This window comes from Xanthomonas bonasiae, assembly GCF_017163705.1.
Classification (GTDB): domain Bacteria; phylum Pseudomonadota; class Gammaproteobacteria; order Xanthomonadales; family Xanthomonadaceae; genus Xanthomonas_A; species Xanthomonas_A bonasiae.
Genome location: NZ_JAFIWB010000002.1, coordinates 169,963 through 195,447, shown reverse-complemented (window position 1 = coordinate 195,447; position 25,485 = coordinate 169,963). Strand labels below are relative to the sequence as shown.

Annotated in this window: 21 protein-coding genes and 1 other RNA gene; 5 read left to right on the top strand and 17 right to left on the bottom strand. The window is 69.3% G+C overall.

Annotated features, from left to right (window positions below):
* The first annotated feature begins 248 nt into the window (after positions 1 to 248).
* Positions 249 to 600: a transfer-messenger RNA gene (gene ssrA, locus JR064_RS03570) on the top strand.
* Positions 601 to 1,230: 630 nt separating this feature from the next.
* On the top strand, positions 1,231 to 1,404 hold the full coding sequence (locus JR064_RS03565) for a hypothetical protein (protein WP_179565175.1): 174 nt from the start codon (positions 1,231 to 1,233) through the stop codon (positions 1,402 to 1,404).
* Between the two features lie 268 nt (positions 1,405 to 1,672).
* Here the strand turns inward: JR064_RS03565 and JR064_RS03560 are convergent, their stop codons facing one another.
* Positions 1,673 to 2,257 (bottom strand): FMN-dependent NADH-azoreductase, encoded by a 585-nt coding sequence (locus JR064_RS03560; RefSeq protein ID WP_206228835.1) that lies wholly within the window; start codon positions 2,255 to 2,257, stop codon positions 1,673 to 1,675.
* A 121-nt stretch (positions 2,258 to 2,378) separates the two neighbouring features.
* On the opposite strand from JR064_RS03560, the gene JR064_RS03555 reads away from it, so the two are divergent.
* Together JR064_RS03555 and JR064_RS03550 are read left to right on the top strand one after the other, a co-directional pair.
* Positions 2,379 to 3,413 (top strand): LysR substrate-binding domain-containing protein, encoded by a 1,035-nt coding sequence (locus JR064_RS03555; RefSeq protein ID WP_206228944.1) that lies wholly within the window; start codon positions 2,379 to 2,381, stop codon positions 3,411 to 3,413.
* Positions 3,414 to 3,701: 288 nt separating this feature from the next.
* Positions 3,702 to 4,676 (top strand): GGDEF domain-containing protein, encoded by a 975-nt coding sequence (locus JR064_RS03550; protein WP_179565177.1) that lies wholly within the window; start codon positions 3,702 to 3,704, stop codon positions 4,674 to 4,676.
* 276 nt (positions 4,677 to 4,952) lie between these two features.
* On the opposite strand, the gene JR064_RS03545 is transcribed toward JR064_RS03550, so the two are convergent.
* The 6 genes from JR064_RS03545 to JR064_RS03520 form a co-directional block, all read right to left on the bottom strand.
* Positions 4,953 to 6,404 carry an efflux transporter outer membrane subunit gene (locus tag JR064_RS03545; protein ID WP_206228834.1) on the bottom strand — a complete coding sequence of 484 codons (1,452 nt, stop codon included), beginning with the start codon at positions 6,402 to 6,404 and terminating at the stop codon, positions 4,953 to 4,955.
* Entirely contained in the window at positions 6,398 to 7,132 is a 735-nt protein-coding gene (locus JR064_RS03540; RefSeq protein ID WP_206228833.1) for an SDR family oxidoreductase, read from the bottom strand. Before JR064_RS03540 ends, JR064_RS03545 begins: the two co-directional genes overlap by 7 nt.
* A gap of 31 nt (positions 7,133 to 7,163) precedes the next feature.
* On the bottom strand, positions 7,164 to 10,334 hold the full coding sequence (locus JR064_RS03535; RefSeq protein ID WP_206228832.1) for an efflux RND transporter permease subunit: 3,171 nt from the start codon (positions 10,332 to 10,334) through the stop codon (positions 7,164 to 7,166).
* Positions 10,335 to 10,496: 162 nt separating this feature from the next.
* Positions 10,497 to 11,690: an efflux RND transporter periplasmic adaptor subunit gene (locus JR064_RS03530; protein ID WP_191824263.1), complete on the bottom strand. Its 1,194-nt coding sequence runs from the start codon at positions 11,688 to 11,690 to the stop codon at positions 10,497 to 10,499.
* A gap of 11 nt (positions 11,691 to 11,701) precedes the next feature.
* Entirely contained in the window at positions 11,702 to 12,475 is a 774-nt protein-coding gene (locus tag JR064_RS03525; RefSeq protein ID WP_179565185.1) for an SDR family NAD(P)-dependent oxidoreductase, read from the bottom strand.
* Positions 12,472 to 12,696: a hypothetical protein gene (locus tag JR064_RS03520; protein WP_179565187.1), complete on the bottom strand. Its 225-nt coding sequence runs from the start codon at positions 12,694 to 12,696 to the stop codon at positions 12,472 to 12,474. Before JR064_RS03520 ends, JR064_RS03525 begins: the two co-directional genes overlap by 4 nt.
* Before the next feature lie 128 nt (positions 12,697 to 12,824).
* Between JR064_RS03520 and JR064_RS03515 the strand changes: the two genes are divergently transcribed.
* Positions 12,825 to 13,916, top strand: a complete 1,092-nt coding sequence (locus JR064_RS03515) for a LysR family transcriptional regulator (RefSeq protein ID WP_179565189.1) — start codon at positions 12,825 to 12,827, stop codon at positions 13,914 to 13,916.
* A gap of 145 nt (positions 13,917 to 14,061) precedes the next feature.
* On the opposite strand, the gene JR064_RS03510 is transcribed toward JR064_RS03515, so the two are convergent.
* The 10 genes from JR064_RS03510 to JR064_RS03465 all read right to left on the bottom strand — a co-directional run bounded on the left by JR064_RS03510 (position 14,062) and on the right by JR064_RS03465 (position 25,475).
* Positions 14,062 to 14,760 carry a YiaD family glycine zipper/OmpA-like lipoprotein gene (locus JR064_RS03510; RefSeq protein WP_179565191.1) on the bottom strand — a complete coding sequence of 233 codons (699 nt, stop codon included), beginning with the start codon at positions 14,758 to 14,760 and terminating at the stop codon, positions 14,062 to 14,064.
* Positions 14,761 to 14,866: 106 nt separating this feature from the next.
* Positions 14,867 to 16,321, bottom strand: a complete 1,455-nt coding sequence (locus tag JR064_RS03505) for a WS/DGAT/MGAT family O-acyltransferase (protein WP_179565193.1) — start codon at positions 16,319 to 16,321, stop codon at positions 14,867 to 14,869.
* Between the two features lie 123 nt (positions 16,322 to 16,444).
* On the bottom strand, positions 16,445 to 17,866 hold the full coding sequence (locus JR064_RS03500) for a cryptochrome/photolyase family protein (RefSeq protein WP_206228831.1): 1,422 nt from the start codon (positions 17,864 to 17,866) through the stop codon (positions 16,445 to 16,447).
* Between the two features lie 102 nt (positions 17,867 to 17,968).
* Complete coding sequence (locus tag JR064_RS03495; protein WP_179565197.1) at positions 17,969 to 19,126, bottom strand: HD domain-containing phosphohydrolase; 1,158 nt, start codon at positions 19,124 to 19,126, stop codon at positions 17,969 to 17,971.
* On the bottom strand, positions 19,123 to 20,229 hold the full coding sequence (locus tag JR064_RS03490) for an HDOD domain-containing protein (protein WP_206228830.1): 1,107 nt from the start codon (positions 20,227 to 20,229) through the stop codon (positions 19,123 to 19,125). The genes JR064_RS03495 and JR064_RS03490 overlap by 4 nt, the downstream gene beginning before the upstream one ends.
* A 3-nt stretch (positions 20,230 to 20,232) precedes the next feature.
* On the bottom strand, positions 20,233 to 21,366 hold the full coding sequence (locus JR064_RS03485) for a sensor histidine kinase (RefSeq protein ID WP_179565201.1): 1,134 nt from the start codon (positions 21,364 to 21,366) through the stop codon (positions 20,233 to 20,235).
* A gap of 2 nt (positions 21,367 to 21,368) precedes the next feature.
* Positions 21,369 to 22,478 carry an FIST N-terminal domain-containing protein gene (locus JR064_RS03480; RefSeq protein WP_179565203.1) on the bottom strand — a complete coding sequence of 370 codons (1,110 nt, stop codon included), beginning with the start codon at positions 22,476 to 22,478 and terminating at the stop codon, positions 21,369 to 21,371.
* Positions 22,479 to 22,654: 176 nt separating this feature from the next.
* Complete coding sequence (locus tag JR064_RS03475; protein ID WP_179565205.1) at positions 22,655 to 24,073, bottom strand: replicative DNA helicase; 1,419 nt, start codon at positions 24,071 to 24,073, stop codon at positions 22,655 to 22,657.
* Between the two features lie 216 nt (positions 24,074 to 24,289).
* Positions 24,290 to 24,844, bottom strand: a complete 555-nt coding sequence (locus JR064_RS03470; protein ID WP_206228829.1) for an NADPH-dependent FMN reductase — start codon at positions 24,842 to 24,844, stop codon at positions 24,290 to 24,292.
* A 91-nt stretch (positions 24,845 to 24,935) separates the two neighbouring features.
* Entirely contained in the window at positions 24,936 to 25,475 is a 540-nt protein-coding gene (locus tag JR064_RS03465; protein WP_206228828.1) for a GNAT family N-acetyltransferase, read from the bottom strand.
* Positions 25,476 to 25,485: the final 10 nt, after the last annotated feature.

The following is a 25,485-nucleotide window of genomic DNA, read 5'->3' as shown; positions in this document are numbered from 1 at the left end:
GACGGACGCGTTCGCTGGTTTCGCTGCGGCGACCGCTGCCGCGGCTGCTCGTTTCCCATCGCGCCCGCCGTCGCGCGCACGCTGTTGCCTGGTTGCCATCGCGGTGCTCCATGCCTGGGGGAGATCCGTCGGCGCCTACCGCCAACTGCCGCACCGAGTGAAGCCAGCTTAAGCCGCCCCTGTCGCAAGACTTGTGACTGCCCTCCCCGATCCCTACACTGTGTCGGTCAGCGTTTTACGTTTTCCCCGGGGGTGCACTGGTTTCGACGGGGGTTGCAAAATCGCTTGGCGCATGCCGAGGGGGCCGCTTTCCTCGTAAATCCAGCAGCAAACTTATAGTTGCCAACGACGACAACTACGCACTGGCCGCTTAAGGCCTAGCCCCGAAATCGCTTGTGTCCGTGCTCGCGACGTAGGGTCATTATCACGGAATCGCCGGTGGTGGCTGCCTGTCAGCCATTGGCTAAATAAAGCAGGCTGGTCCCGGGATGCGCTTCGCACATCGTGCTGTTCCGGGATGAGATCCAACGATGAGCTAAGCATGTAGTGCCGGGGATGGAGTGCCTTCGGACGGCGGTTCGATTCCGCCCACCTCCACCATCTGAACGTTCGCAGCAATTCGCGGACGTACGACAAGGGTCGGATTTTCCTGGATTCCAGGGCAATCCGGCCTTTTTTGTTTGTACCCCTGCCACCGACAGGACGCCGTTGACGGCACAGCGATGCATCTGCGCGCGGCTCCGGGATAGGCGCGACCATCGCGGAGCGACCGCGACGGGCAGGCTTCGCAGCGAACCGCTTCGCCCAGCACGTCGGTTCGATGCTGCAAGCGAGCGGATCGGAGTTGCTGCGAGTCGTTACGGGAGCGCCGGTAGCGCACGGCGCAGCAGAAGATCGCAGACGCCCAGCGGTGGGGCATCTGCAACACGTCGAAAGGAAATGGTCCAGCCGCGGATGCCTGCACCCTTGAAGCAGCCCTGAGATTTTACCTACGGCCGCACAGCTGGTAGGGCAAGGATGCGGCAGGCACTGTTAGGAACATGTCCTCGCGGCATGTCGGAACGACGACATGCGAGGGGCGGCATCCAGACTTGCGTTGCGGATCCCACAATGGACGGTGTGTGGCGCTGCGCCGCCCGAAGAAACGCAGCCAGCCCAGGCCGATGCCGGCGACATACCCATCACGCGCGGCCTGTACGGTGACGGCATCGATTGCCACCCTGGTGCGCCATGCAACTGACCCGCGAACAACTGCGCATTCTGCAAGACATCCACGCCACGAAGCCGGTCACCGAAGAAGAGGCGAACTGGGCGGTGCGCGAAAACCACGCCGCGCAAGGCGAAGACGGCGACATCGCGCTCAGCCCGCAGGGCATGCGCCTGATCGACGGCGAAACACCGTAGAGCAGCCACGGCGCCGGCTGGCGCCGGCAACGGCCGCGCGCGGTGGCACGGACGCCATCGGATCGACGGGCGCATCCCGATCTCTGCGGCATGGCCCACGCGCAGTCTTGCCATCGAGGCCATGCTGGCTGTTGCCGACGCTCTGCGCGAAACACGCGCCACGCCAGCACACATGCCAAAGCGGCCGGGCCTATTTGCGCCGACCGCTCTTGCCTCACCGATGCCCCGCCCTACCGGCAGACGTCCCGGCAACGCGCGAAGCGACGGTTCACGCCGCCTCGCGCAACAAGCCGCCGATGCCCGCGATCGCGCCGCCGATCGCCTGGGTGCGATGGTCGTCGCCCATCGCCACGCCTTCGGCGCGGACGAACGCGATGTCGGTGATGCCGAAGAAGCCGAATGCCGCGCGCAGGTAGGTCTCCTGGAAATCGTGCGCCGCCGCCGGGCTGCCCGGGCTGTAGATGCCGCCACGCGAGGACGCGACGATCACGCGCTTGCCGCCAGCCAGGCCTTCCGGACTGGCTGCGCCGTAGCGGAAGGTCTTGCCGGCCACGGCGAGGCGGTCGATCCAGGCCTTCAGCGAGCTGGCGATGCCGAAGTTGTACATCGGCGCGCCGACCACGACGACGTCGGCGGCCAGGAACTCTTCCAGCACCTGGCTATTTTCGATGGCTGCCGGGTCGGCATCGCCGGCCGGCGGCGCCCAGTGGCTCAGCGGCGCGGCGTGCACGTCGCGGTAGGCGACGTCCACGCCCGGATGCGCGGCGACGAACTCGGCGACGATGGCCGCGGTCAGTCCGCGCGAGACGGAATGCGCGCCGAGCGCGCTGCTGTCGATGTGCAGGAGTTTCATGGAAGGTTCCTTTGCGTTGGCCGCGGAGCGGCATGGCGGAGACGATACATGCGAAACAATCGAACGATTAGTCCGCCTGAAGTACACTGATCGTTCGCAACGAGAAACGATGATCCCGACGATGGACGGCGTCCTGCACGACCTCAACGATCTGTATTTCTTCGCTTCGGTGGTCGAACACGGCGGATTTTCCGCCGCCGGGCGGGCGCTGGGCCTGCCCAAGTCGCGGCTGAGCAAGCGCGTCGCCCAGCTCGAGGAGCGGCTCGGCGTGCGCCTGCTGCAGCGGACCACGCGACGCTTCGTGGTCACCGAGGTCGGCACGCGCTTCTACCAGCATTGCCGCGCGGTGCTGGAAGGAGCGCGCGCCGCGCAGGAGGCGGTCGACGAACTGCGCACCGAACCGCGCGGGGTGGTCCGGGTCAGCTGCCCGGTGTCGCTGGCGCAGAACGTGCTGGGCCCGATCCTGCCGGCGTTCCTGCTCGCGCACCCCAAGGTGCAGGTGCGGCTCACCGCGACCAACCGCCGCGTGGACGTGATCGGCGAAGGCTACGACGTGGCGATCCGGGTGCGCGACAAGCTCGATACCGATGCCACCCTAGTGGTGCGCAGCATCGGCCATGCGCGCGGCATGCTGGTGGCCAGCCGCGCGTTCCTGGACGCGCAGGGCCGTCCGCAGACGCTGCAGGAGCTGGTCCGGCTGCCGGCGTTGTCGATGTTCGAACACGAGGGCGCGCAGCTGTGGGAACTGCTCGACGGCGACGGCAACAAGACCGCGGTGGAGATGACGCCGCGGCTGGTCAGCGGCGATTTCTCCGTGCTCATGGCCGCGGCCGTACAGGACTGCGGCGTGGCGCTGCTGCCCGAGGAATTCTGCGCCCCGCTGCTCGCCAACGGCATGCTGGAATGGGTGTTGCCGGACTACAGCACCGCCCAGGACCTGCTGCATTTCGTCTACCCGAGCCGCCGCGGCCTGCTGCCGGCGATCCGCAGCTTCGTCGATTTCCTGGCCGAACGCCTGCCGCAGGCCACGTTCCACCACGACTGCCAGCGGCTGGCGCCCGACCCGAGCCAGGCCGCCAGGCCGCACGCCGCCCGCGTCGCCGGCACCGGGCCCGGGCCCGCGGCGGCAGCTGCGCCTATGCCTGTGCGGGAGTAAAGCGCGCGGGTGCGACGCCGGCGCTGCGCCGGCTCACGCCTTGCGCCGATACGGGGCACGGCGAACCGGCACGCGGCCACGACCGGGGCGACGCCAGCTGCCTCGCGATCTCCCCGCCCTGCCGCACTCACGCAGCCGATGCGGCGGACGGCACAGAATTTGCCTGTTCACTGCGACCCTAACGCAGCGCGATGCCCGCATGCACGCCTTTCTCCCCGTTCCCCAGCGTGTCGTTGCCAAGCCGATAGCGCACGCCACGCAGAGCGCCGTACGGCCGTGAGCGCATCGATGCGCCGGCACTTCCGGCTCGGCATCATCAAGATCCTGGGGCCGACCACCGCCGCGGTACTGCTGCTGTTCGGGGCCTATCAGTGGCTCCAGGGCCATGCCTGGAGCGCCGCCGCCGGCGCCACGCTGGCCGGCCTGGCGGCGCTGGCCACCTCGCTGGCCTTGCGCCGCGGCGACGGCCGCATGGACGCGCTGCTGACCCTGAGCTGGTTGCTGGGCAGCGCGCTGGCCAGCCATGCCCTTCACCAGGCCGCGGTGCCGTGGCTGTACCTGGCGATGATGAGCAACTTCTTCGTGGTCGCGCGCGGCGTCGGGCTGGCCTGCAACGCCACCTTGATCGTGATCATGCTGGTCACCCCGGGCACCCTGCTCGGCACCGAGCACACGTTCTCGCTGCTCGCGGTATCCCTGCTGATCACCGGCCTGGGCTACGTGCTGTCGCTGCGCCTGGAGGGCGACCGCGTGCAGCTGGAACAGCTGGCGTCGAACGACGCGCTGACCGGGCTGCCGAACCGGCGCATGCTGGAACGCAGCCTGTCGCAGCGCGTGGCCGATGCGCGCCGAAAGCCGCGCCGGCATGGGCTGATCGTGATCGACATCGATCACTTCAAGGAGGTCAACGATCTCTACGGACACGCCGCCGGCGACCGCACGCTGGCCGAGCTGGCCGCACTGCTGCGCTTCCAGGTGCGCGCGCCGGACGAGGTGTTCCGCTTCGGCGGCGAGGAATTCGTGGTGGTGACGCGCGTGCAGTCGCGCAGCGAGCTGGCCGCCTTCACCAAGCGCCTGCACCAGGTCACGCGTGAGGCCTTGCGCGGCCCCGGCGGCCGCATCAGCGTCTCCCTCGGCGCGGCCATGCTGTGCGGCGAGCAACACTGGCAGGATTGGTTTTCGCGCGCGGACGCGGCGCTGTACCACGCCAAGAACGGCGGCCGCGACACCTACGTGATCGCCGACGACCTGATCGAGGGCTGATCGCTGGCGCCGGTGGTGCGCCAGCGGGCCGCACTGCCGACGATGCCTGGGCAAGGGCGGCAGGATCGGCATCGACCTGCATGGCGATGTTGTCGCCATGCGCGGTCGCACCATCCTCTGCCGCGCAGCTGCCGCGGCATGCCGGCCGCAGCGCCCTCGCCTGCCACGCGCTGCTCAGTCGCGCTGGGCGTTTTCGCTACCGCCCAACGCGACTGGGGTCGCTCCGCCAGCGAGAGACCGGCGGCCGTAAACAGCAGCGAGAAAACGCCCAGGCGGTCAGCGCGGAACTGGCGCCGGCGCAGGCGGCGTCGCCAGCGCCACCTCCGGCGGCAGCACCGCATCCTGGCCCCAGCCGCCGAGCGCCTTGTACACCCGCACCACGCCGACGTTGACCGACGCCTCGGCATCGGCCAGGGCATCGTCGGCGGACAGCTTGGTGCGCTGCGTATCGAGCAGGGTCAGGAAATCCTCCGACCCCTCGCGGTAGCGCAATTGCGCCAGCGCTTCGGCACGGCCTGCCGCTTGCGCCTGCTCGGCGACGATCGCCAGCCGCGCCTGCTGTTTGGCGTAGGAGGTCAACGCGTTCTCGGTATCCTCCAGCGCGCCCAGCACCGCCTTCTCGTAGTCGGCGGCGGCACCGTCGGCCTGCGCCTCGCTGGCGCGCAGCCGCGCCCGCACGGTGCCGAAGTCGAACGCCGCCCAGCTGATCGACGGGGTCAGCGACCAGGCCTTGCTGCTGCCCTGCAGCAGCGAGCCGGCATCGCCGGACAGGAAGCCGACGAAGCCGCTGAGGCTGATCCGCGGGAACAGGTCGGCGGTGGCCACGCCGATCCGCGCCGTCGCCGCCGCCAGCCGGCGCTCGGCGATACGCACGTCGGGACGCCGGCGCAACAGCTGGGTGGTATCGCCCAGCGGCAGCGCGCGCGCATAGGCCGGCGTCGCGCGCGGCGCCAGCAGCTCGTCCAGCGCGCCGGGCGGGCGGCCCAGCAGCACCGCCAGCCGATGCCGGGCCTGCGCTTCGCTGACTTCCAGCAACGGGATGTCGGCCTCGATCGCCTTGAGCCGGGCGCGGCTGCTCTGCACGTCCAGTTCGCTGCCGGCGCCCAGTTGCCAGCGGGTCTCGGTCAGCCGCTGGGTATCGCGCAGGTTGTCCAGCGTGGTGCGCGCCACCGCGATGCGCTTCTGCGCGCCGCGCAACTCGAAGTAGTTGCGCGCCACTTCCGCGGCCACGGTGACCTGCGCATCGGCCATGCCGGCCTGTTCGGCTTCCAGGTCGGCGCGCGCCGCCTCGGTGGCGCGGCGCTGGCGCCCGAACAGATCGAGTTCCCAGCCGGCATCGAAGCCCAGGCTGTAGCTCTCGGTCAGCACCCGCGCGCCGCCGGCGTCCGCATCCGGCGCCTTGCCGCGGCTGTAGTCGCCGTTGGCGGTGACGTGCGGCGCCTGGTCCAGGCGCCGTTCGGCGAAGACCGCGCGCGCCTCGTGCACCCGCGACAGGGCGATGCGCAGGTCGAGGTTGGCGACCAGGCTCTGGTGCACCAGCTGTTCCAGCACCGGGTCGTCGAACTGCGCCCACCACGATGCCACCGGCGAGGCGGTCGCGAACACCGGTGCCGCCGCGCCCTGCAGCGTCACCGGCGCCTGTTCCGGGGCGCGGTAGTTGGGGCCGACGCTGGCGCAGGCGCTGAGCAGCGCCAACGCCAGCGCGCCGATCGCGGGACGGATCACCATGGCAGCACCTGGCCCACATGGGTGTAGCTGCCGGTCGGGCCATCGGCGTCGAGCAGCGCCATCATCACGCTGCTGCGCGCGCCGTCGGCCACTTCCAGCTCGCCCTCGCCGGAATTCATGTCGGTCTTCACGTAGCCGGGGTGGATGGTGTTGACCTTGATCGGGGTGTCGCGCAGTTCGTAGGCCAGTTGCACGGTCCACGCGTTCACCGCGCTCTTGGACACGTTGTAGGCCGGCACCTTGAAGTCGTAGATCGGCGAGCCGGGCTGGCTGTGCAGGGCAAGCGAGCCGAGCAGGCTGGACACGTTGACGATGCGCGCGGCGGGCGCGGCGCGCAGCAGCGGCAGGAATGCCTGGGTGACGGCGATCAGGCCGAACACGTTGGTGTCGAAGGTCTTGCGCCAGGTCTCCAGGCTCTGCTGCGAGACCGCCAGCTTCATATCGTCGATCATGATGCCGGCGTTGTTGACCAGGATGTCGAGCCGGCCATGGCGCGCCTGCACCGCCTCCACCGCGGCGGCGATGCTGGCGGCGTCGGTGACATCCAGGGTCAGCGCCTCCACCGGCAAGCCTTCGCCCTGCAGTTCCAGCGCAGCGGCCGTGGTGCGGGTGGAATCGCGGCCGGCCAGCAGCGTGTGCACGCCGGCCTCGGCCAGCTGGCGCACGGTATGCAGGCCGATGCCGCGGGTGGCGCCGGTGACGAGGGCGATCTTGTGGGTCGTGTTCATGCGGATGTCCTGAAAAGGGGGAATGAAAGGATCAAGCGTGGATCGGCGCATCGGCGTGCGGCGGCGCGTGCGACACCAGCGGACGCCCGGACAGCTTGCGCAGGGCGACGTAGAACACCGGGGTCAGGAACAGGCCGAACAGGGTCACGCCGAGCATGCCGGCGAACACGGTGATGCCGGTGGCCGAGCGCACTTCCGCGCCGGCGCCGTGCGAGAACACCAGCGGCACGGTGCCGGCGATGAACGCGATCGAGGTCATCACGATCGGACGCAGACGCAGGCGGCAGGCCTGCAGCGCCGATTCCACGATGCCCTTGCCCTGCAGCTCCAGTTCGCGGGCGAACTCGACGATCAGGATCGCGTTCTTGCACGCCAGGCCCATCAGCACCACCAGGCCGACCTGCACGAACACGTTGTTGTCGCCGCCGGTCAACCACACCCCGAACAGCGCCGACAGCAGCGTCATCGGCACGATCAGGATCACCGCCAGCGGCAGCGTCCAGCTTTCGTACAGCGCGGCGAGCACCAGGAACGCCAGCATCACCGCCAGCGGGAACACCACCATCGCCGCATTGCCCTGGCTCGCCTGCTGATAGCTCAGGTCGGTCCATTCGATCTCCATGCCGTTGGGCAGCACCTGCTTGGCGATCTGGGTGATCTTGGCCATCGCTTCGGCCGAGGACAGCATGCGCGCATCCGCCTCGCCGGCCAGATCGGCCGCCGGATAGCCGTTGTAGCGCAACACCGGATCCGGACCGAAGCTCTGCTTGATCGTCACCATCGAGCCGATCGGCACCATTTCGCCGGCGGCGTTGCGGGTGCGCAACCGCGCGATGTCCTCCACGTTCTCGCGGAACGGCGCGTCGGCCTGGGCGATCACCTGCCAGGTGCGGCCGAACTGGTTGAAGTCGTTGACGTAGGCCGAGCCCAGGTAGGTCTGCAAGGTATCGAACAGATCGGTCAGGGCCACGCCCTGCGCTTTGGCCTTGACCCGGTCGACCTCGGCATCCAGCTGCGGCACGTTGGCCTGGTAGGTGCCGATCGGGAAGCTCATGCCCGGGGTCTGCGCCACCGCGCCCTGCATCGTGCTGACCGCATTCTGCAGCGCGCCGTAGCCCAGGTTGGCGCGGTCCTCGATGAACAGCTGATAGCCGTTGCCGTTGCCCAGGCCGAGGATCGGCGGCGGCATGAACGCGAACGCCATGCCTTCGCCCAACTGCGAGATGCGCTGGTTGATTTCGGCGTTGATCTCCAACGCGCTGCGATGGCGCTTGGCGAACGGCTTCAAGGTCAGGAACACCACGCCGGTATTGGGCGTATTGGTGAACTGCAACGCGTTCAAACCGGGGAAGGAGATCGAGTGCTCGACGCCCTCGGTCTGCATGGCGATGGTGGTGACCTTGCGCAGCAACGCATCGGTGCGTTCCAGCGAGGCGCCTTCGGGCAGCTTCACGCCGGCGATCAGGTACATCTTGTCCTGGGTCGGGATGAAGCCGGCCGGCACCGCCTTGAACATTACGCCGGTGACCAGCAGCAGGCCGAGATAGACCACGAACACCACGCCACGCCTGCCGAGGATGCGCGACACGCTGCCCTGGTAGCGCTCGGAGCTGCGGTTGAAGAAACGGTTGAACGGACGGAACAGCCAGCCGCCGAACAGGCGGTCCATCAGCCGCGACGGGCCGTCCTTGGGCGCGTCGTGCGCACGCAGCAGGCGCGCGGCCAGCGCCGGCGACAGGGTCAGCGAGTTGATCGCCGAGATCACCGTGGAGATGGCGATGGTCACCGCGAACTGCTTGTAGAACTGGCCGGTCACACCGGACAGGAACGCCATCGGCACGAACACCGCGCACAGCACCAGCGCGATCGCCACGATCGGGCCGGACACCTCGCGCATCGCCTGGTGGGCGGCGGCCAGCGGGGCCAGCCCTTCCTCGATGTTGCGTTCCACGTTCTCCACCACCACGATCGCATCGTCCACGACGATGCCGATCGCCAGCACCAGGCCGAACAGGGTCAGCGTGTTGATCGAGAAACCCAGCACGTACAGCGCGGCGAAGGTACCCACCACCGACACCGGGACCGCGATCAACGGAATGATCGAGGCGCGCCAGGTCTGCAGGAACAGGATCACCACCAGCACCACCAGCAGCACCGCTTCCAGCAAGGTGTGGACCACGGCGGTGATCGAGTCGCGTACGAAGATCGTGGTGTCGTAGACCGCCTCGTACTTGACGTCCTCCGGGAACTGCTTGGTGAGCTCGTCCATCTTGGCGATCACCTGGTCGCGGATCTGCAGCGCGTTCGCGCCCGGCGCCTGGAAGATGCCGATGCCGACCGCGTTCTTGCCGTCCAGCTGCGAGCGCAGGGTGTAGTCGCCGGCGCCCAGCTCCAGGCGCGCGACGTCGCCCAGGCGCACGGTTTCGCCATCGGTACCGACCTTGAGCACGATGTCGCCGAACTCCTTTTCGCTGCGCAGGCGGCCCTGCGCGTTGATCAGGGTCAGGAACTTGCTGTCGGGCATCGGCTCGGCGCCGAGCTGGCCGGCCGAGACCTGCACGTTCTGCTCGCGCATCGCCGCGACCACGTCGCCGGCGGTGAGCCCACGCGCGGCCACCCGCTCCGGGTCCAGCCAGGCGCGCATGGCGTAGTCGCCGCCGCCGAACACCTGCGCATCGCCCACGCCCTGGATCCGCGCCAGCGCATCCTTGACGTGCAGGCGCGCGTAGTTGCGCAGGTACAGGCTGTCGTACTTGCCCTTGGGCGAGGTCAGGTGCACCACCATCAGGAAGGTCGGCGACTGCTTCTGCGTGGTCACGCCCTGCCGGCGCACGTCCTCGGGCAGGCGCGCCTGCGCCTGTGCGACGCGGTTCTGCACCTTGACCGCGGCGTCGTCCGGGTCGGTTCCCGGGCGGAAGGTCACGGTCATCTGCAGCACGCCGTCGGAGCCGGCCACCGACTTGATGTACATCATGTTCTCGACGCCGTTGATCGCTTCCTCCAGCGGCGTGGACACGGTCTCGGCGATGACCTTGGGGTTGGCGCCCGGATACACCGTGCGCACTACCACCGACGGCGGTACCACTTCGGGGTATTCGCCGATGGGCAGCATCGGGATCGCGATCAGTCCCGCGGCGAAGATGACGATCGACAGCACGGCCGCGAAGATCGGCCGGTCGATGAAGAATCTGGAAAAGTCCATGGGTGGTGGTCCTGGAAACTAAGGTGAAACGGATGGCCGAACAGGAAGGCGGGCAAAGCGGCGGCTACGCCGGGCCACGACGGTGGCCCGGCCGGCAAGCACCGGCCGCCAGCGCGGCCGGTCTACGACGCTGTGCGCGCCTCCGGCGTCAGTCGGAAGCGATCAGTCGAGCGCGACGGCCTTGCGTGCGGCCGCCGGCGACGCCGTGGCCAGGGCCACCGGCTTGGCCTGCACCGGCATGCCCGGCATGAACACTTTCTGCACCCCGTCGACGATGACGCGGTCGCCGGGGTTGAGCCCGCCGAGCACGATGCGCAAGCCTTCGGCGCTGCGTCCCAGCTGCACGTCGCGACGCTGCGCCTTGCCGTCCTTGTCGACGACATAGACATACTTGCGATCCTGGTCGGTCAGCACCGACCTGTCGTCGATCAGCAGCGCGTTGAAGCGGCCGCTGCCGAGCAGGCGCACGCGGGCGAACAGGCCCGGGGTGAAGCTGCGATCGGCGTTGTCGAGCACGGCGCGCACGCGGATGGTGCCGGTGCTGCGGGTGATCTGGTTATCGAGGAAATCGACCTTGCCCGCGTGCGGGAACCCGTCCTCGCCGACCAGGCCGACCTGCACCGGCAACTGCCCGTCGCGCTCGCTGGGCCGCTCGCCCTTGCGCGCCATCTGCGCATAGCGCAGGAAGGTGCCTTCGTCGGCATCGAAATACACATGCACCTTGTCCAGCGACACCAGCGTGGTCAGCACGCTGGCGCTGTCGCCGGCGCTGACCAGATTGCCGGCGGTGACCAGGGCGCGGCCGGCGTGGCCGTCGATCGGCGCGCGGACCTGGGTCCACTCCAGATTCAGGCGCGCGGTGTCCACCGCGGCCTGGGCGGCGAGCACGTCGGCATCGGCCTGTTCGGCGGCGGCGTGGCGCTGCTCCCAGGTCTCGGTGGAGATCGCCTGCTGGTCGGACAGCTTCTTGGCGCGCGACGCCTCGCTGCCGCTGAGCTTGGACTGGGTCCGCGCCCGCGCCAGTTCGGCGTTGGCGCGCGCCAGTTCGGCGCGGTAGCTGCGCGCGTCGATGGTGAACAGCACATCGCCCTTCTTCACCTCCTGCCCTTCGACGTAGTTGACCTTGTCGATGTAGCCGGACACGCGCGGGCGCAGGTCGACGTGTTCGACCGCCTCGACGCGGCCGCTGAACTCGTCCCACTGGCTGATTTCCTTCTGCAGCGCGGGCGCCACGCCGACCGCCGGCGGCGGCGGCGCGCCCTGCTGTTCGGCCTTGCCGCCGCAGGCGGCCAGGGCCGCGGCCAGCAGCGCGATGGCCAGCGGGCGCAGGGCACGCGATGGGGAATGGAACGACATCGGAATCGGGTTCATGGAGAAACCTCGTGAGTGGAAGGAGAAAAATGCGGTGCGGTCATCAACGAGGTGCGTGGATGCGCGTAGTGGTGTTTGTCGATGTCGACGATGGCCTGGCCCGGCACGCCGGCGTCGGCGAGCAGCGCCACCGCGGCGCGGCCCACGCTGAGCGTGGTGAACCATTCCGGGCAGTCGTCGGCGCCGGCTTCGCTGCGGCAGACCGGATGGGTCAGCGACAGCAGTTGCACGCGCACGCCCAGCGGCTTGGCTTCTTCGTGCAGGACCTGGGCGAGCATGCGGATCGAGGCCGCGGCCACCGAGCTTTCGCCATGCCCGGCCCAGGCGCGCAACGCGCACGGGCTGCCGAGCAGGATGTAGCGGCCGCCGCGCTCGGCCTGCGCCAGCAGCGGCAGCAGGTGCCGGGCGGCGGCCAGATGCGGCAGCAGGTCGGCTTCCATGCGCCGGCGCAGCGCGGTCACCGGCTGGTCCAGCAGGCGCCCGCAGCGCAACGGGCTGCCGAGGCTGGCGACCACCCCGGCCAGCGGCCGCGGCCGCTGCGCCACGGCCGCCGCCAGGGCGGCGGCCGTGGCATCGTTGGCGACCGAGCCCTGCAGCACGTCCAACGCCGGTTCGTCGCTGTAGCGATCGCGCAAGGCGCGCAACCGGCCGCGGTCGCGCGCCACGGCCACGACCGGACTGCCGGCTTCGAGCAAGGCGCGGACCACGCCCAGACCGATGTTGCCGGTGCCGCCGAGCACCAGCACCTCCGGGTCCAGCGTCCCGCTCACGGGACTTTTACTCCCGCAAACGGGACAATCGAGATCCGACCGAGTCGGCCGCTGCCGCGCTGGCCAAGCTGCATCGAACTGCCGGCCTGGCTGCGCGGCGGCGGGGTGAATTCACGAAATGCCTTGAGGTAACCGGTTTCCAGCGCGTCGATGGGCGTACCATCGACTCGATTCGGGCGACGGACGCCTGCGAGAAACTGGAACAGAGTGCGCAACAGCATGAGCAAATGGCCTGGGTGGCGGCGAATGCGTACAAATTAGGCGCCAAAGCCGCACTTGATTAGTCCGAATTAAGGGGAATAATCGTCCCGTCACCGGTCCAATCGTCTCCACCCCTCAGGAACCCGCCATGACCCACGATCTGAACGACACCCTGATCTTCGTCAAGGTGGTCGAGCAAGGCAGCTTCATCGCCGCGGCCAATGCGCTCGGCCTGCCCAAGACCACCGTCAGCAGAAAGGTGCAGGATCTGGAGGCGCGCCTGGGTGCGCGCCTGCTGCACCGGACCACGCGCCGCCTTGGCCTGACCGAAGCCGGCGCGGTCTATCACGAACATTGCCAGCGCATCGCCCGCGAACTGGAGGAAGCCGAGAGCGCGGTCGGGCAGCTGCAGGCCGGCCCGCGCGGCTGGCTGCGCTTCAGCGTGCCCTACTCCGCCGGCATTTCCTGGGTGGCGCCGATCCTGGGCGAATTCCACAAGCAGCATCCGGAAGTGCGCCTGGAAATGGTCATGACCAGCGACAAGGTCGATCCGATCGCCGAAGGCGTGGACGTGGCCCTGCACATGGGCGCTCTGCTGGACTCGACCATGGTCGCGCGCAAGCTGGCCACCTTCCGCACCCAGGTGTTCGCCAGCCCCAACTACATCGAGCGCCACGGCGAGCCGCTGCATCCGGACGACCTGCAACACCACCGCACGCTGGCGCTGAGCAATGGCCGCAACGGCAACAACCGGCTCAGCTGGCCGCTGCGCAACGGCAAGCAGAGCGGCGACTTCGCGATCCAGCCGATCCTGGTCGCCAACGACTCGGCCGCGCTGATCGGCGGGCTGGTGTGCGGCGAAGGCCTGGTGCTGGCCAGCGACGCGACGATCAAGCCGCTGATCGAGGCCGGCAAGGCGCGCCGCGTGCTCGGCGGCTGGGTCGGCCCGGACCTGGATTTCAACGCGGTGTTTCCCGGCGGGCGCATGCTGTCGCCGAAGGTCCGCGCCTTCGTCGATTTCCTGGTCGACAAGCTCAACTTCGACGTCAACTACATGCTGGCGCAGTGCCCGGCCAAGCTGGCCACGCAACACGCCGACAGCGGCGCCGAGTTCACCCTGTGCAGCGGCGTGGCGATGAATACCCAGACCCTGGCGTTGCCGCAGCTGGCCGAACTGCCATCGCTGGAAGAGGCGGAGGCGGAACCTGTGCCGGAACTGGAGGAAGAAGCGCTGGTCTGAGCGGGCAGCGACCGCGGCCGCTGGCCCCGGTCCTGCGCGCGGCGATCCCGGGACGACCTCGGCACACGCCGGCGCGCCGGTGGCGCACAACGCGAAACGGGCCGCATCCGCGGCCCGTTCGCATTTCCGGCTTGGAGGACGCCGCTCAGGAACGCAGCGGCACCACGCGGATCTCGACCCGGCGGTTCTGCGCGCGGCCGGCCTCGGTGCTGTTGTCGGCGATCGGGTACTTCTTGCCCGCACCCAGCGTCTCGATGCGCTCGCGCTGCACGCCCTGCGCGGTCAGGTACGCGGCCACCGAGGCGGCACGCTGCTCGGACAGGCGCTGGTTGACCGCATCGCTGCCGATGCTGTCGGTGTGCCCGACCACTTCGATCATGGTCTGGTTGTATTCGCCCAGGGTCGAGGCCACGCCGTTGAGCGCCGAATAGAACTGCGGCTTCAGCGTGGACTGGTTGAAGTCGAAGGTGATGCCGTCGGGCAGGTTCAAGGTGATGTTGTCGCCGTCGCGGCGCACGTCGATGCCGGTGTTGGCGGTGCGCTCGCGCAGCGCGCGTTCCTGGCGATCCTGATAGTTGCCGATCGCCGCGCCGCTGAGCGCGCCGATGCCGGCGCCGATCATCGCGTGCTGGCGGCGCTCGGTGGCGCTGCTGCCGCTGAGCAGGCCGGCGGCGACGCCGACCGCGGTGCCGATCAGCGCGCCGCGGCCGGTGCGGTTGTTCTGCTGTTCGGTCGGATTGCCGTATTGGTCGCGCTGCACGTAGGAACCGCCGGTGGCGCAGGCGGACAACACCAGCGCGCTGGCCAGCGCCACGGACATGCCTTGAATGACGGTGCGTTTCATCGCGCTCTCTCCCACATCTGGATTGAAGTGGGAGCAAGCATAAACAAGCGCCTGCGAGACGGGCATGAACGCCGCGCGGGTCGCGCTGCGTCCGCATGCGCCCTGTTCAGGAAACCGGCAGCAGCGCGTCCGCATCCGCTGCGCGAAGCGGATGCTCCCAGTCGCCCATCAGCGCCAGGTACAGCAGCTTCTCGAATTCGGCGCCGATCCGGCGCATCACCGCATCCGGGTCGGGAATCAGCCGCGCGTCGCCGATCAGGCCGAAGTGCACGCGGTGGTTGTAGCTCATGATCGACACACCGACCCCGATCGAACCGGTCTGCGGCACCCAGAACATCATCTCGCGCACGCGGCTGCCGGCCAGATACAGCGGCTGCTGCGGCCCCGGCACGTTGGTCGCCACGGTGGTCGCCTTGCGGCTGAACAGGTCCAGCGCCAGCGACTGCAGCGCCGCCGGCGCCATGCCCACCGCGGCCAGCAGCCCGAACACCACCATCGCCTGCCGCGACTGCTTGAGTTGCTGCATCGATTCGGCCACGCGCTGCACGCGCCGCACCGGATTGGCCTCGCCGACCGGCAGGTCCAGGAACACCAGCCCGAAATGGTTGCCGAGCTTGCGCGCGTGTTCCAGCGGGCGCAGGTTGACCGGCACCGTGGCGCGCAGGGTCACCCCGTCCAACTGCTCGCCGCGCTCGAGCATGTAGTCGCGCAGGGCGCCGGCCATCGTCGCCATCAGCACGTCGTTGACCGTGCAGTCGCAGGCGCGGCCGACCGCCTTCACTTCGTCCAGGTCCAGCGGCGCGGCCCAGGCCACCCGCTTGCTGACCCCCAGGCGCCCACGCAGCAGCGTCGGCGGATCGTCGGACAGCAGCAGCGCATTGGCCAGTTCGCGGCCGATCAGGCCGCCTTCCTTGGCCAGCATCTGCGCCAGGTTCGGGTCCTGGTACATCTCGCGGCCCTTGTCGAGCATGCGCCCGCCCAGTTTCAGGTAGCGGTCGATGGCGCCGACCCGGCGCACCACTTCCTTGCCGTCGTCCTTCAGCCAGGCGCGGCCGAGCTGCGCCGATGGTTCCGGCACGCGCTGCATGTCGGTCAGCGACAGCAGCACCTGCACCAGGGCGATGCCGTCGGCATAGCTGTGGTGGATGCGCGCGACCAGCGCCGAACCGCCTTCGTAGCGTTCGATCAGATGGAACTGCCACAGCGGCTTGGTCTTGTCCAAGGGCGTGGACGCCATCTGCCCGGCGAAGCGTTCCAGCGCCTTCTTGCCGCCGCGCCCGGGCAGGGCCGACAGGCGCACGTGCCAGTCCAGGTCGAAGTCGTCGTCGTGTTGCCAGTAGGCGCCGGTCGCGGTGTCCACCGGCTTTTGCTGGAAGCGCGGAAACGACAGGAAGCGTTTGCGCACCAACTGCTTGAACTGCGACAGCGACAGCGCCTCGTCGAGCATCAGCACGCCGGTGATCATCATCGGATTGGTCGGCCGCTCCATCCGCAACCAGGCGGTATCCACGCGCGACATCGGTTCGCGCCGCGGCTTGCGGCGGGCTGTGCTGGTGGCCATGCATGCTCCTGTGCCTGGCCGGAGTGAATCATGGCGCGGCGAAGGGCGTCAATCGCGGCGCCCTGCCCCGCGCTGCCGCGGTTCACGCCGCAGTGCAGCACGCGCGCACCGCGTGCGCCCGGGTCAGCCGCCGCCGGTCTCGCGGTAGGCGGCCAGCGCGGCGTCGCGTCCGGCGGCCAGGTCCACGATCGGCTGCCGCGGATAGTGCGGCGCGCTGGCGGCCAGGCGCTGCGGCGACAGCCACGGCGCGAAGCGCTCAGCCACCGGCAGCGCCGCCAGCTCCGGCACCCAGCGCGCGATATAGCGGCCCTGCGGATCGAACTTCTGCGCCTGCGTCACCGGATTGAACACGCGGAAGTACGGCGCGGCGTCGGCGCCGGTGCCCGCCACCCACTGCCAGCCGAGCGTGTTGTTGGCCAGGTCGGCATCGACCAGCGTGTCCCAGAACCAGCGCGCGCCTTCGGACCAATGCACGCGCAGGTGCTTGCACAGGTAGCTGGCGACGATCATCCGCACCCGGTTGTGCATCCAGCCGGTATGCCACAGTTCGCGCAGGCCGGCGTCGACGATCGGCACGCCGGTGCGGCCGCGCTGCCAGGCCTGCAGTTGCGCCGGATCCGGCGTGGCCCAGCGGAACCGGGCGAAGCGCGGATTGAGGTTGTGCTCGGGTGTGGCCGGGAAATGGTGCAGCAGGTGATGGGCGAAGTCGCGCCAGCCGAGCTGGCGGATGTAGCCGTCGATCGCCGCGCCGGTGGCGGCGCTGCGCTCGTTTTCCAGTGCGGCGACGATCCGCCACGGCGCGATCTCGCCGAAATGCAGGTGCGGCGACAGGCGCGAGGTGCCGACCTGGTCGGGACGGTCGCGGCCGGCGACGTAGCCGCGCAGGGCGCCGTCGACGAACACCTCCAGCGCCTCGTGCGCGCCCGCTTCGCCCGGTCGCCATACCTCCCAGAAACCGCGGTCCCAGCCTAACGCCGGCGCCAGTCCCAGTTGTTCCAGCGGCAGGCTGTGCAGTGCCGGCGGCGGTGGCGGCAGCGTTTTCGGCGCGGGCAAGAGCGCCGGCACCTGCCAATGGCTCAGCGCGCTGCGCCAGAACGGCGTGAACACCTTGTACGGCCCGCCCTGCTGGGTCGCCAGCTGCCACGGTTCGAACAGCAGCGCACCGTTGTGGCTGTGCACCTCCAGGCCCTGCTCGCGCAGTTCGCGCTTGAGCCGGGCGTCGCGCGGCTGCGTGGCCGGTTCGTAGCGGCGGTGCCAGTACACCGCGACCGCGCCGCATTCGGCGATCAGCTCGCGCAGCACGGTCTCGGCCGGACCCTGGCGCAGGATCAGCCGCGATCCGCGCGATTGCAGTTGCGCGTCGAGCGCGGCCAGCGAGCGCTGCAGCCAGCTCAGCGAGGCCGCACCGGCGGCCCAGGCGCCCTCGTCGCCGGGACTGTGCACGTACACCGGCACCGGCGTGTGCCCGGCGGCCAGCGCCGCGTGCAACGCGGGTTGATCGTGCAGGCGCAGGTCGCGCCGGAACCAGACGATGGCGTAGCTCATGCGCAGGACGGGCCGGAAAAGGACGCGCAAGGATACGCGGGGCCGGCGCGCAGCCGGCGTGAGCGCGCACGGCGCCGGCGCGGGTGCCGGCTGGCGTGCTGGCTAGGCCGCGACCGGCGCGCCGGACTGTTCCTGGTTGCCGTAGCTGACCAGCAGCGGCTCGACGATGGCGCCGGCCGCCTGCAGATTGCGCAAGGCCAGGATCGAGGTGAGGCTCAGTTCGCTGCCATGCGCCAGCAGCATCATGCCGCGCTTGGACACCACGTCCTGCTCCAGGCGCCAGCCCGGCACCAGATCGCAGACCTTGGCCTTGCGGATGCCGCTGCGGGTATTGAGCTGCAGGTCGGCGAGCGCGTCGATCAGGCCGCGCGGCAGCGGCGGCTCGACCTTGCGCAGCTCCTGCACCGCGTGCGCCAACGGCAGCTTGCGCGCCAGCCCGCGCACCAGCAGCAGCGAGGCGCGCAGCAGCTGCGCGCCGCGGACCACGTCCGGCGAGGCGTCAGCCGGCGGCGGCAGCGCCTGGTAGCGCACGATCTCGGCCACCGCCTGCATGCGCGGGATCGCCGTCAGCAGCCGGTACGCGACCAGCGGATGGCCGTCGATCAGTTTCTGCTCTTCCTCGGACAGTTCGTCGCCGGCGATCTCGCGCTGCACGATGTCGCCCGGCACGCTGACGCAGCCGATGTGGCTCAACGCCGCGGCCACTTCCACCATCCAGCGGTTGGGCCACGGCAGCTTGGCGGTGACGTGGCTGACGCAGGCCTGCAGTTGCGCCGAGCGCTGGAACGCCCACGGCGCGACCATTGACAGCACCTCGGTGAGCATGCGCGTGGTGCCGGCCAGCGTGGTTTCCAGCAGCTCGCGTTCCAGCAGCGTGGCGCGATGCAGCGCCACCGCCTGTTCCAGCGCGGCGACCAGTTCCTCGGTCGGGCACGGCTTGCACAGGAAGCGGAAGATCGCGCCCTGGTTGATCGCGGCGATCGCCGAGGTCGCATCGGCCTGCCCGGTCAGCAGCAGGCGCACGCTGTCCGGCGCGCGCGCGCGCGCCGCGGCCAGGAACGCGGCGCCGTCCATGCCCGGCATGCGCATGTCCGACACGATCGCCGCGAACGGCGGGCCGGCGGCGATCGCGGCCAGTCCGGCCTCGCCGCCGTTGGCGGTGACCACGTCGAACTGGCCGAACAGGTTGCGCTCCAGCGCCGCCAGCAGATTGGGTTCGTCGTCCACGCACAGGATGCGCGGCAGTTCCGGCTCGCTCATGACACGATCTCCGCTTCGCGAATCTGCGCGCACGCCGCCTGCCACTGCGGCAGCTGCGCGGCCACGCCCATCGCCTGCAGGTACTCCAGGTCCGGCGCCTGGCCTTGGGCCAGCGCCACGGCCACATGCACCACGCCGATCGCGTCGAACTGGCGATGCTCGACCCGGCGCGGCGCGCGGTGATGGGCGACCGCCTCGACGATCGCCCCGGGCAGGCCCCACACGCCGAGCAGGTAGGCGCCGATCTCCGCATGCGACGGGAAGCCGCGCCCGTGCGGATCGGCATCGCGGCACAGGCGCTCGACGTCCGGCAGCAACGCGCCGACGTTGGCCAGCAGCGCCGCGGTCGTGACCACGTCCTCGGCGACGTGGCCCTTGCCGACCACCGCCGCCAGCCGCGACGCGCGCACCGCATCGGTGCGGATCGCGTCGGCCGAGTCGCCGGCGTCGCTGTGGAACACCTCGCTGGCCAGCACCAGCGTACGCAGCAGGCCGATGCCGATGCGGTTGACCGCGTCCTTGATCTCGGCCACGCGATGGCCGTTGCCGAAGAACGCGCAATTGGCCAGCTGCAGCACCTTGGCCGCCAGCGCCGGGTCGCCTTCCACCACCGCGGCCACCTGCGCCAGGCCGGCAGCGGGGTCGCCGAGCAGGCGGTTGAGCCGCGCGAACATGCGCGGTGCCGACGGCAACCCGCCGATGCGTCCGGCCACCGCCTGCACCGCCGGATCGTTCAGCAGCACCTGCAGCGCCACGGCGCGGTCGATCGCTTCGATCAGCGCATCGCCCTCGCAGGGCTTGGCCAGGAACTGGTGGGCCACGTCCAGCGAACGCAGCGCCGCTTCCTGTTCGGTATGCCCGGACAGGATGATGCGGATGGTGCGCGGGCAACTGTCGCGCACCTGGCGTAGCAGTTCGGCGCCGTCCATCATCGGCATGCGCATGTCCGAGACCACCACGTCGGCCGGTTGCGCCCGCAGCGCGACCAGCGCCTCGGCGCCGCTGCCGGCGAAGGCCACGTCCCAATCGCGGTCGGCCATGAACATGGTGCGCTCGAGGCCGGCCAGTACCTGCTTCTCGTCGTCGACGAACAGCACGCGCATCGTTCAGCCCGCCACGGCGTTCAACGGCAGCCGCACCACGAACGTGGTGCCGCGCTGGTCCGCCGGCGGTTCGAAGAAGATCAGTCCCTGGTGCTTTTCCACCACCGCCGAATAGGCGATCGCCAGGCCCTGGCCGGTGCCCTTGCCGACCGGCTTGGTGGTGAAGAACGGATCGAACACCTTGGTCCGGATCGCCTCGGGAATACCCGGGCCGTCGTCGCTGACGCACAGGTCCACGTGGCTGTCGCCGGCACGCCGCAGGATGATGCGGATCCGGCCCTGCTCGCGCTCGCCCGGCACCAGCGTGTCGCCGATCGCATGCGCCGCGTTGACCACCAGGTTCAGCAACACCTGGCCGATCTCGTCGCGCAGGCACGGCACCATTGGCACGTCCGCGGCGAAATCGGTCTCGATCTCGGCCACGTATTTCCACTCGTTGCGGGCGACGGTGATGGTGGTGGCGACTAGCTCGCGCAGGTCGACCGGTTCCTTCTCGCCGGCCGAGGGATGCGAGAAGGTCTTCATCGCACTGACGATCTTGGTGATGCGGTCCAGCCCTTCCAGCGACTGCTGCAAGGCCTCGGGGGTCTGCTTGCGCAGGTACTGGAACTTGGACGAGGTCACCTGCGCGTCGAGCGCGGCGACCAGCTCCGGCGCCACGCCCTGCGCACGCGCCGCATCGACGATAGCGAAGGTCATGTCGAACACGTGGTCGAGGATCTGCTTGGCCTTGCACACGAAGGCCAGGTTGTCGCGCACGTACTGCGCCGGCGTGTTGATCTCGTGGGCGATGCCGGCGGCGAGCTGGCCGATCGACTCCATCTTCTGCGCCTGCAGCAGCGCGACCTGGGCCTTGCCGAGGTCGGCCAGGGCATGCTCCAGCTCCTGCCGCTCGCGGCTCAGCTCCTGCGTCTTCAGCGCCACCACCTTGCCCAGCGCGATGTTCTGCTGCAGCGTCGCCAGCGGCGAGGCCGCCGCATCGTCGCGCGCGGTGACCCGCTTCTTCAACACGGCGATCACCTTGTCGCGCGCGGCCAGTTGCCGGCGCAACTCGGCGATCAACGCCGTCTCGCCGCTCTCCAGCGGCGCGGTTGCGGCATGCGCCAGGATCGGGACCGTCGCTGCATCTGCGGACATGCTCATCTCCCGATCGCCACGCCGGTAAAGGTCTGGTTGACGTGCAAGCCGTTGAACTGCTCGCCGTAGGTGGAGAAACCGAACACGCCTTGCTGCGCCATGAACGCGCCGACCTGCTGCTGCATCTGCGACTGGCCGAACTCCAGGCGGCGTAGGATGCAATCGCAACCGATCACCAGCGCCGGGTCGGATATCGTCTCGTGCACTTCGGCAAAGGCCTGCTGCAGCGTTTCCATCACGTCCACCGCCTGGCCGACCGACACCACCATGCCCTCTTCCACCGCGCAGTAGCAGGTCATCGACAAGTCCTCGTTGACGCGCAGGATCGAACGCACGTAGGGCTCGCCGCTCAAGGTCAGCAGCAGCGGATAGGTCGAGAACACCTTCGGCTCCAGTTCTTCCAGCGGCACGCCGATCGCCTGCGCGTAGGCCAGCGCGGCCGGCTCGCCATTGATCTCGCGGATCAGGCGCCGCGCCGGATCGGCGTCGGTGACCACCAGTTCGATCTCGCTGGCGACGAAGTGCTGCAGCTTGAACACCACGAACGGGTGCCGCGAATGGAACAGGGTCAGCACCGCCGCATCGGCCAGGAAGCGGCCGTCGTAGTAGACCAGGGTGCGCTCGAAACGCAGGTTGTCGCCGGCCGAGCCGCCGAGCAGCGGCACGTCGCCGATCATCCGGTACAGCGCCGCCGCCAGGTATTCCTCGCAGGTGGACAGTCCGTCGACCAGCAGCAGCGAGAAGCACTGCCCGGCCTTGTCGGCCGTCGCCGCCTGCACCGTCTCGGCCACCACCGCGACCTGCGCCTGCAGGTCGCTCAGCGGGGCGATCAGCAGCGGCTGCGCCTGCAGCACGCCGCCGCGCAGGCCGGCGACCAGGATGCCGTTGCTCTGGAAGCCGTGCTCGCCGATCTGGCCGGCAGCGGTGCAGCCGATCACCGGACAGTCGAAGCCGGCCTTGATCGCCGGACCCAACGCGTCCAGATCGTATTCGGCATCGCAGAACAGCAGCACGGCGTCCAGCGGCGCGGCGCCCAGTTGCGCGCGCAACGCGGCGACCGCAGCGACGGCATCGCGGTCGGCGGTTTCCGCATGGGTGACGGTCAGCGGCATGGGCGGGGATCCAGGAAGGGTTCCCTCCGGGTATCGACCATCACGGATTGAGGTTGAGCGCAGTCAAAGCGCTCTGTGACAGAAGTATCGCTGTGCCCGGATGAATACGCGCGCCGCCGGCCGCATCCACTGCAGCGCAGCAATCGCGCGGCCGCCGTCGCGGTCGCGTGCGGCGCCTACTCGAACGCGCCCACCGAATCGTGCGACAGGTTGTCGAAGCGGGTGTATTCGCCGAAGAACTTGAGCTTGCACGAGCCGGTCGGGCCGCCGCGATGCTTGCCGATAATGATCTCGGCCAGGCCCTTGTCCGGCGAATTTTCCTTGTTGTAGTAATCGTCGCGATAGATGAACACGATCATGTCCGCGTCCTGCTCGATCGCGCCGGATTCGCGCAGGTCGGCCATCACCGGGCGCTTGTCGGTACGCGTTTCCAGCGAGCGGTTGAGCTGCGACAGCGCGATCACCGGCACGCCCAGCTCCTTGGCCAGGCCCTTGAGCGAGCGCGAGATCTCGGAGATCTCGGTGGCGCGGTTCTCGCTGTTGCCCGGCACCGACATCAGCTGCAGGTAGTCGATGACGATCAGCCCCAGGTCGTGCTCGCGCTTGAGCCGGCGCGCCTTGGAGCGCAGGATCTCCGGCGACACGCCGGGCGTGTCGTCGATGAAGATCTTGGTTTCCTTCAGCATCTTGATCGCGCCGGTGACCCGCGCCCAGTCCTCGTCCTCGAGCTGGCCGGTACGCAGGCGCTGGGCGTTGATGCGGCCGTTGGAGGAGATCAGGCGCATCGCCAGCTGCGAGGCCGACATTTCCATCGAGAACACCGCCACCGCCTTCTTCGACTTGATCGCGGCGTACTCGGCGATGTTCAGCGCCAGGGTGGTCTTGCCCATCGCCGGACGCGCGGCCAGGATGATCAGGTCGGTCGGCTGCAGTCCGGCGGTCATCGCGTCGAAGTCGCTGTAGCCGGTGGGCAGGCCGGTGATGTTGCCGCCGTTCTCGAAGCGGCTGCGCAATTCCTCGAACGCGTCCTTCAACGCGCCGGGCATGGCCACGAAATCGCTGCGCCCGCGCGCGCCGGCCTCGGCGATCTTGAACACCGCCTTCTCGGCGCTGGCCAGCAGCTCCGCGCTCTCGCGCCCTTCCGGCTGGAAGCCGTCGTTGACGATGGTGGTGCCGACCTCGATCAGCTGCCGCAGCACCGCCTTGTCGCGCACGATCTCGGCATAGGCGGCGATGTTGGCCGCCGACGGCGTGGTGCTGGCCAGTTCGATCAGGTAGGCGCCGTCGCCGACCATCTCCAGCTTGCCCTGCGACTCGAACCACTCGCCCAGGGTCACCGCATCGAACGGGCGGCCCTTCTCGGCCAGCTCGCGGATCGCGCGGTAGATCAGCTGATGATCGCGCCGGTAGAAATCGTTGTCGGTGAGCTGGTCGTTGACCCGATCGTAGGCGTCGGGCGCCAGCATCAGGCCGCCGAGCACGGCCTGTTCGGCCTCGATCGAATGCGGCGGCACGCGCAACTGATCGATACGCGGCTCGCTGCGTTCGCCACGCTCGCTTTTGCGGTCGCCGCGGTAGCCGGGACGGGCGGACATGGGCTGGATCTTCTCTCTGGGGGGCGCGGTCGGCGGGCGGCGCCGATGGCGCGACCCGGCCGGCCATCTTAGTCAGCGGCGTGCGGCGCGGCTAGGGACAAGTCTGTGGACAACCCGTTGAGAACTGCGCGCAGGCCGCGCCACGCAAGGCGATCGCCGCGGCGATGCAGCATCGCCGTTGTGCGTCGCATCCACTGAGATCGCGGGTTCGCCGGCTCAGGCCTGCAGTTCGTCGACCCAGGCGATGAACTTGTCGACGAAGCCCTGCAGGAACTTGCGCGTATCGTCGTTGCCGATGCTGCCGTCGGCCTCGATCAGGCCGTCCTTGAACTGCACGAACACCTCCGGCTGGCTCAGCACCGGCATGTCCAGGTAGGCCAGTACGTTGCGCAGGTGCTGCTGCGCCAGCGCGGTGCCGAGCGTGCCCGGCGACGCTCCGCACACCGCTGCCGGCTTGCCGGCGAAGGCGCTGTCGCCGTAGGGCCGCGAGCCCAGGTCGATCGCGTTCTTGAGCAGGCCGGGGATCGAGCGGTTGTACTCGGGGGTGACGAACAGCACCGCGTCGGCGTCGCTGACCTGCGCCTTCAGCCGCTTGCCCTGCTCCGGATAGTCGTGATCCTGGTCCTGGTCGTACAGCGGCAGGTCGCCGATTTCCACGTACTCGAAGCGGGCGCGGTCGCCGACCAGTTTCTCCAGCGCCAGCGCCAGGCGCCGGTTGAACGACTCCTTGCGCAGGCTGCCGACGAAGACGGCGATGCGGTACTGGCTCATGGCGTACTCCTGACCGATTTGGGGCTTGCAGCCTAGCCGCCGGCGCAGCGCGGCCAGGTGAATACGGCCAGGGCGACCGCCGCCAGGCCGCTCAGCGCCGCCCCTGCCAGTCCGCGCGCGACTGCCCCCACACTTCCACCTCGTGCGCCTGCAGCGGCTCGGGCAGGCGATCCTGGCGCAGGTAGCGCGCGCCCAGCTTGGCCGCGACCGCCTTGGAATTGGCGTTGTCGGCGGCGATGGTGTGGATCACCTCGGTCCAGCCCAATTGCGCGAACGCCCAGTCGATCGAGGCGCGCGCCGCTTCCGGCGCATAGCCCTGACCCCAGTACGGGCGCGCGATCCCCCAGCCGACCTCGGTCCCCGGCCAGCCATGCGGTTGCCACGGCCCGACCCGGCCGATCCATTGCCCGCTGCGCTTCTCGATCACCGAGAACATCGAAAACCCTTGCAACTGCCAGCTGCCGACCAGCGCCGCCAGCGCACGCCAGGCCACCGGCGGCGATTGCACGCCGCCCAGATGGCGCATCGTCTCGGCATCGCCGGTGAACCGGCAGAAGTCGTCGAAATCCGCCGCGCTCGGCGGGCGCAGCAGCAGACGCCCGGTGTCCAGTTGCAGATCGAAAATGCTCATGCCCTCGCCT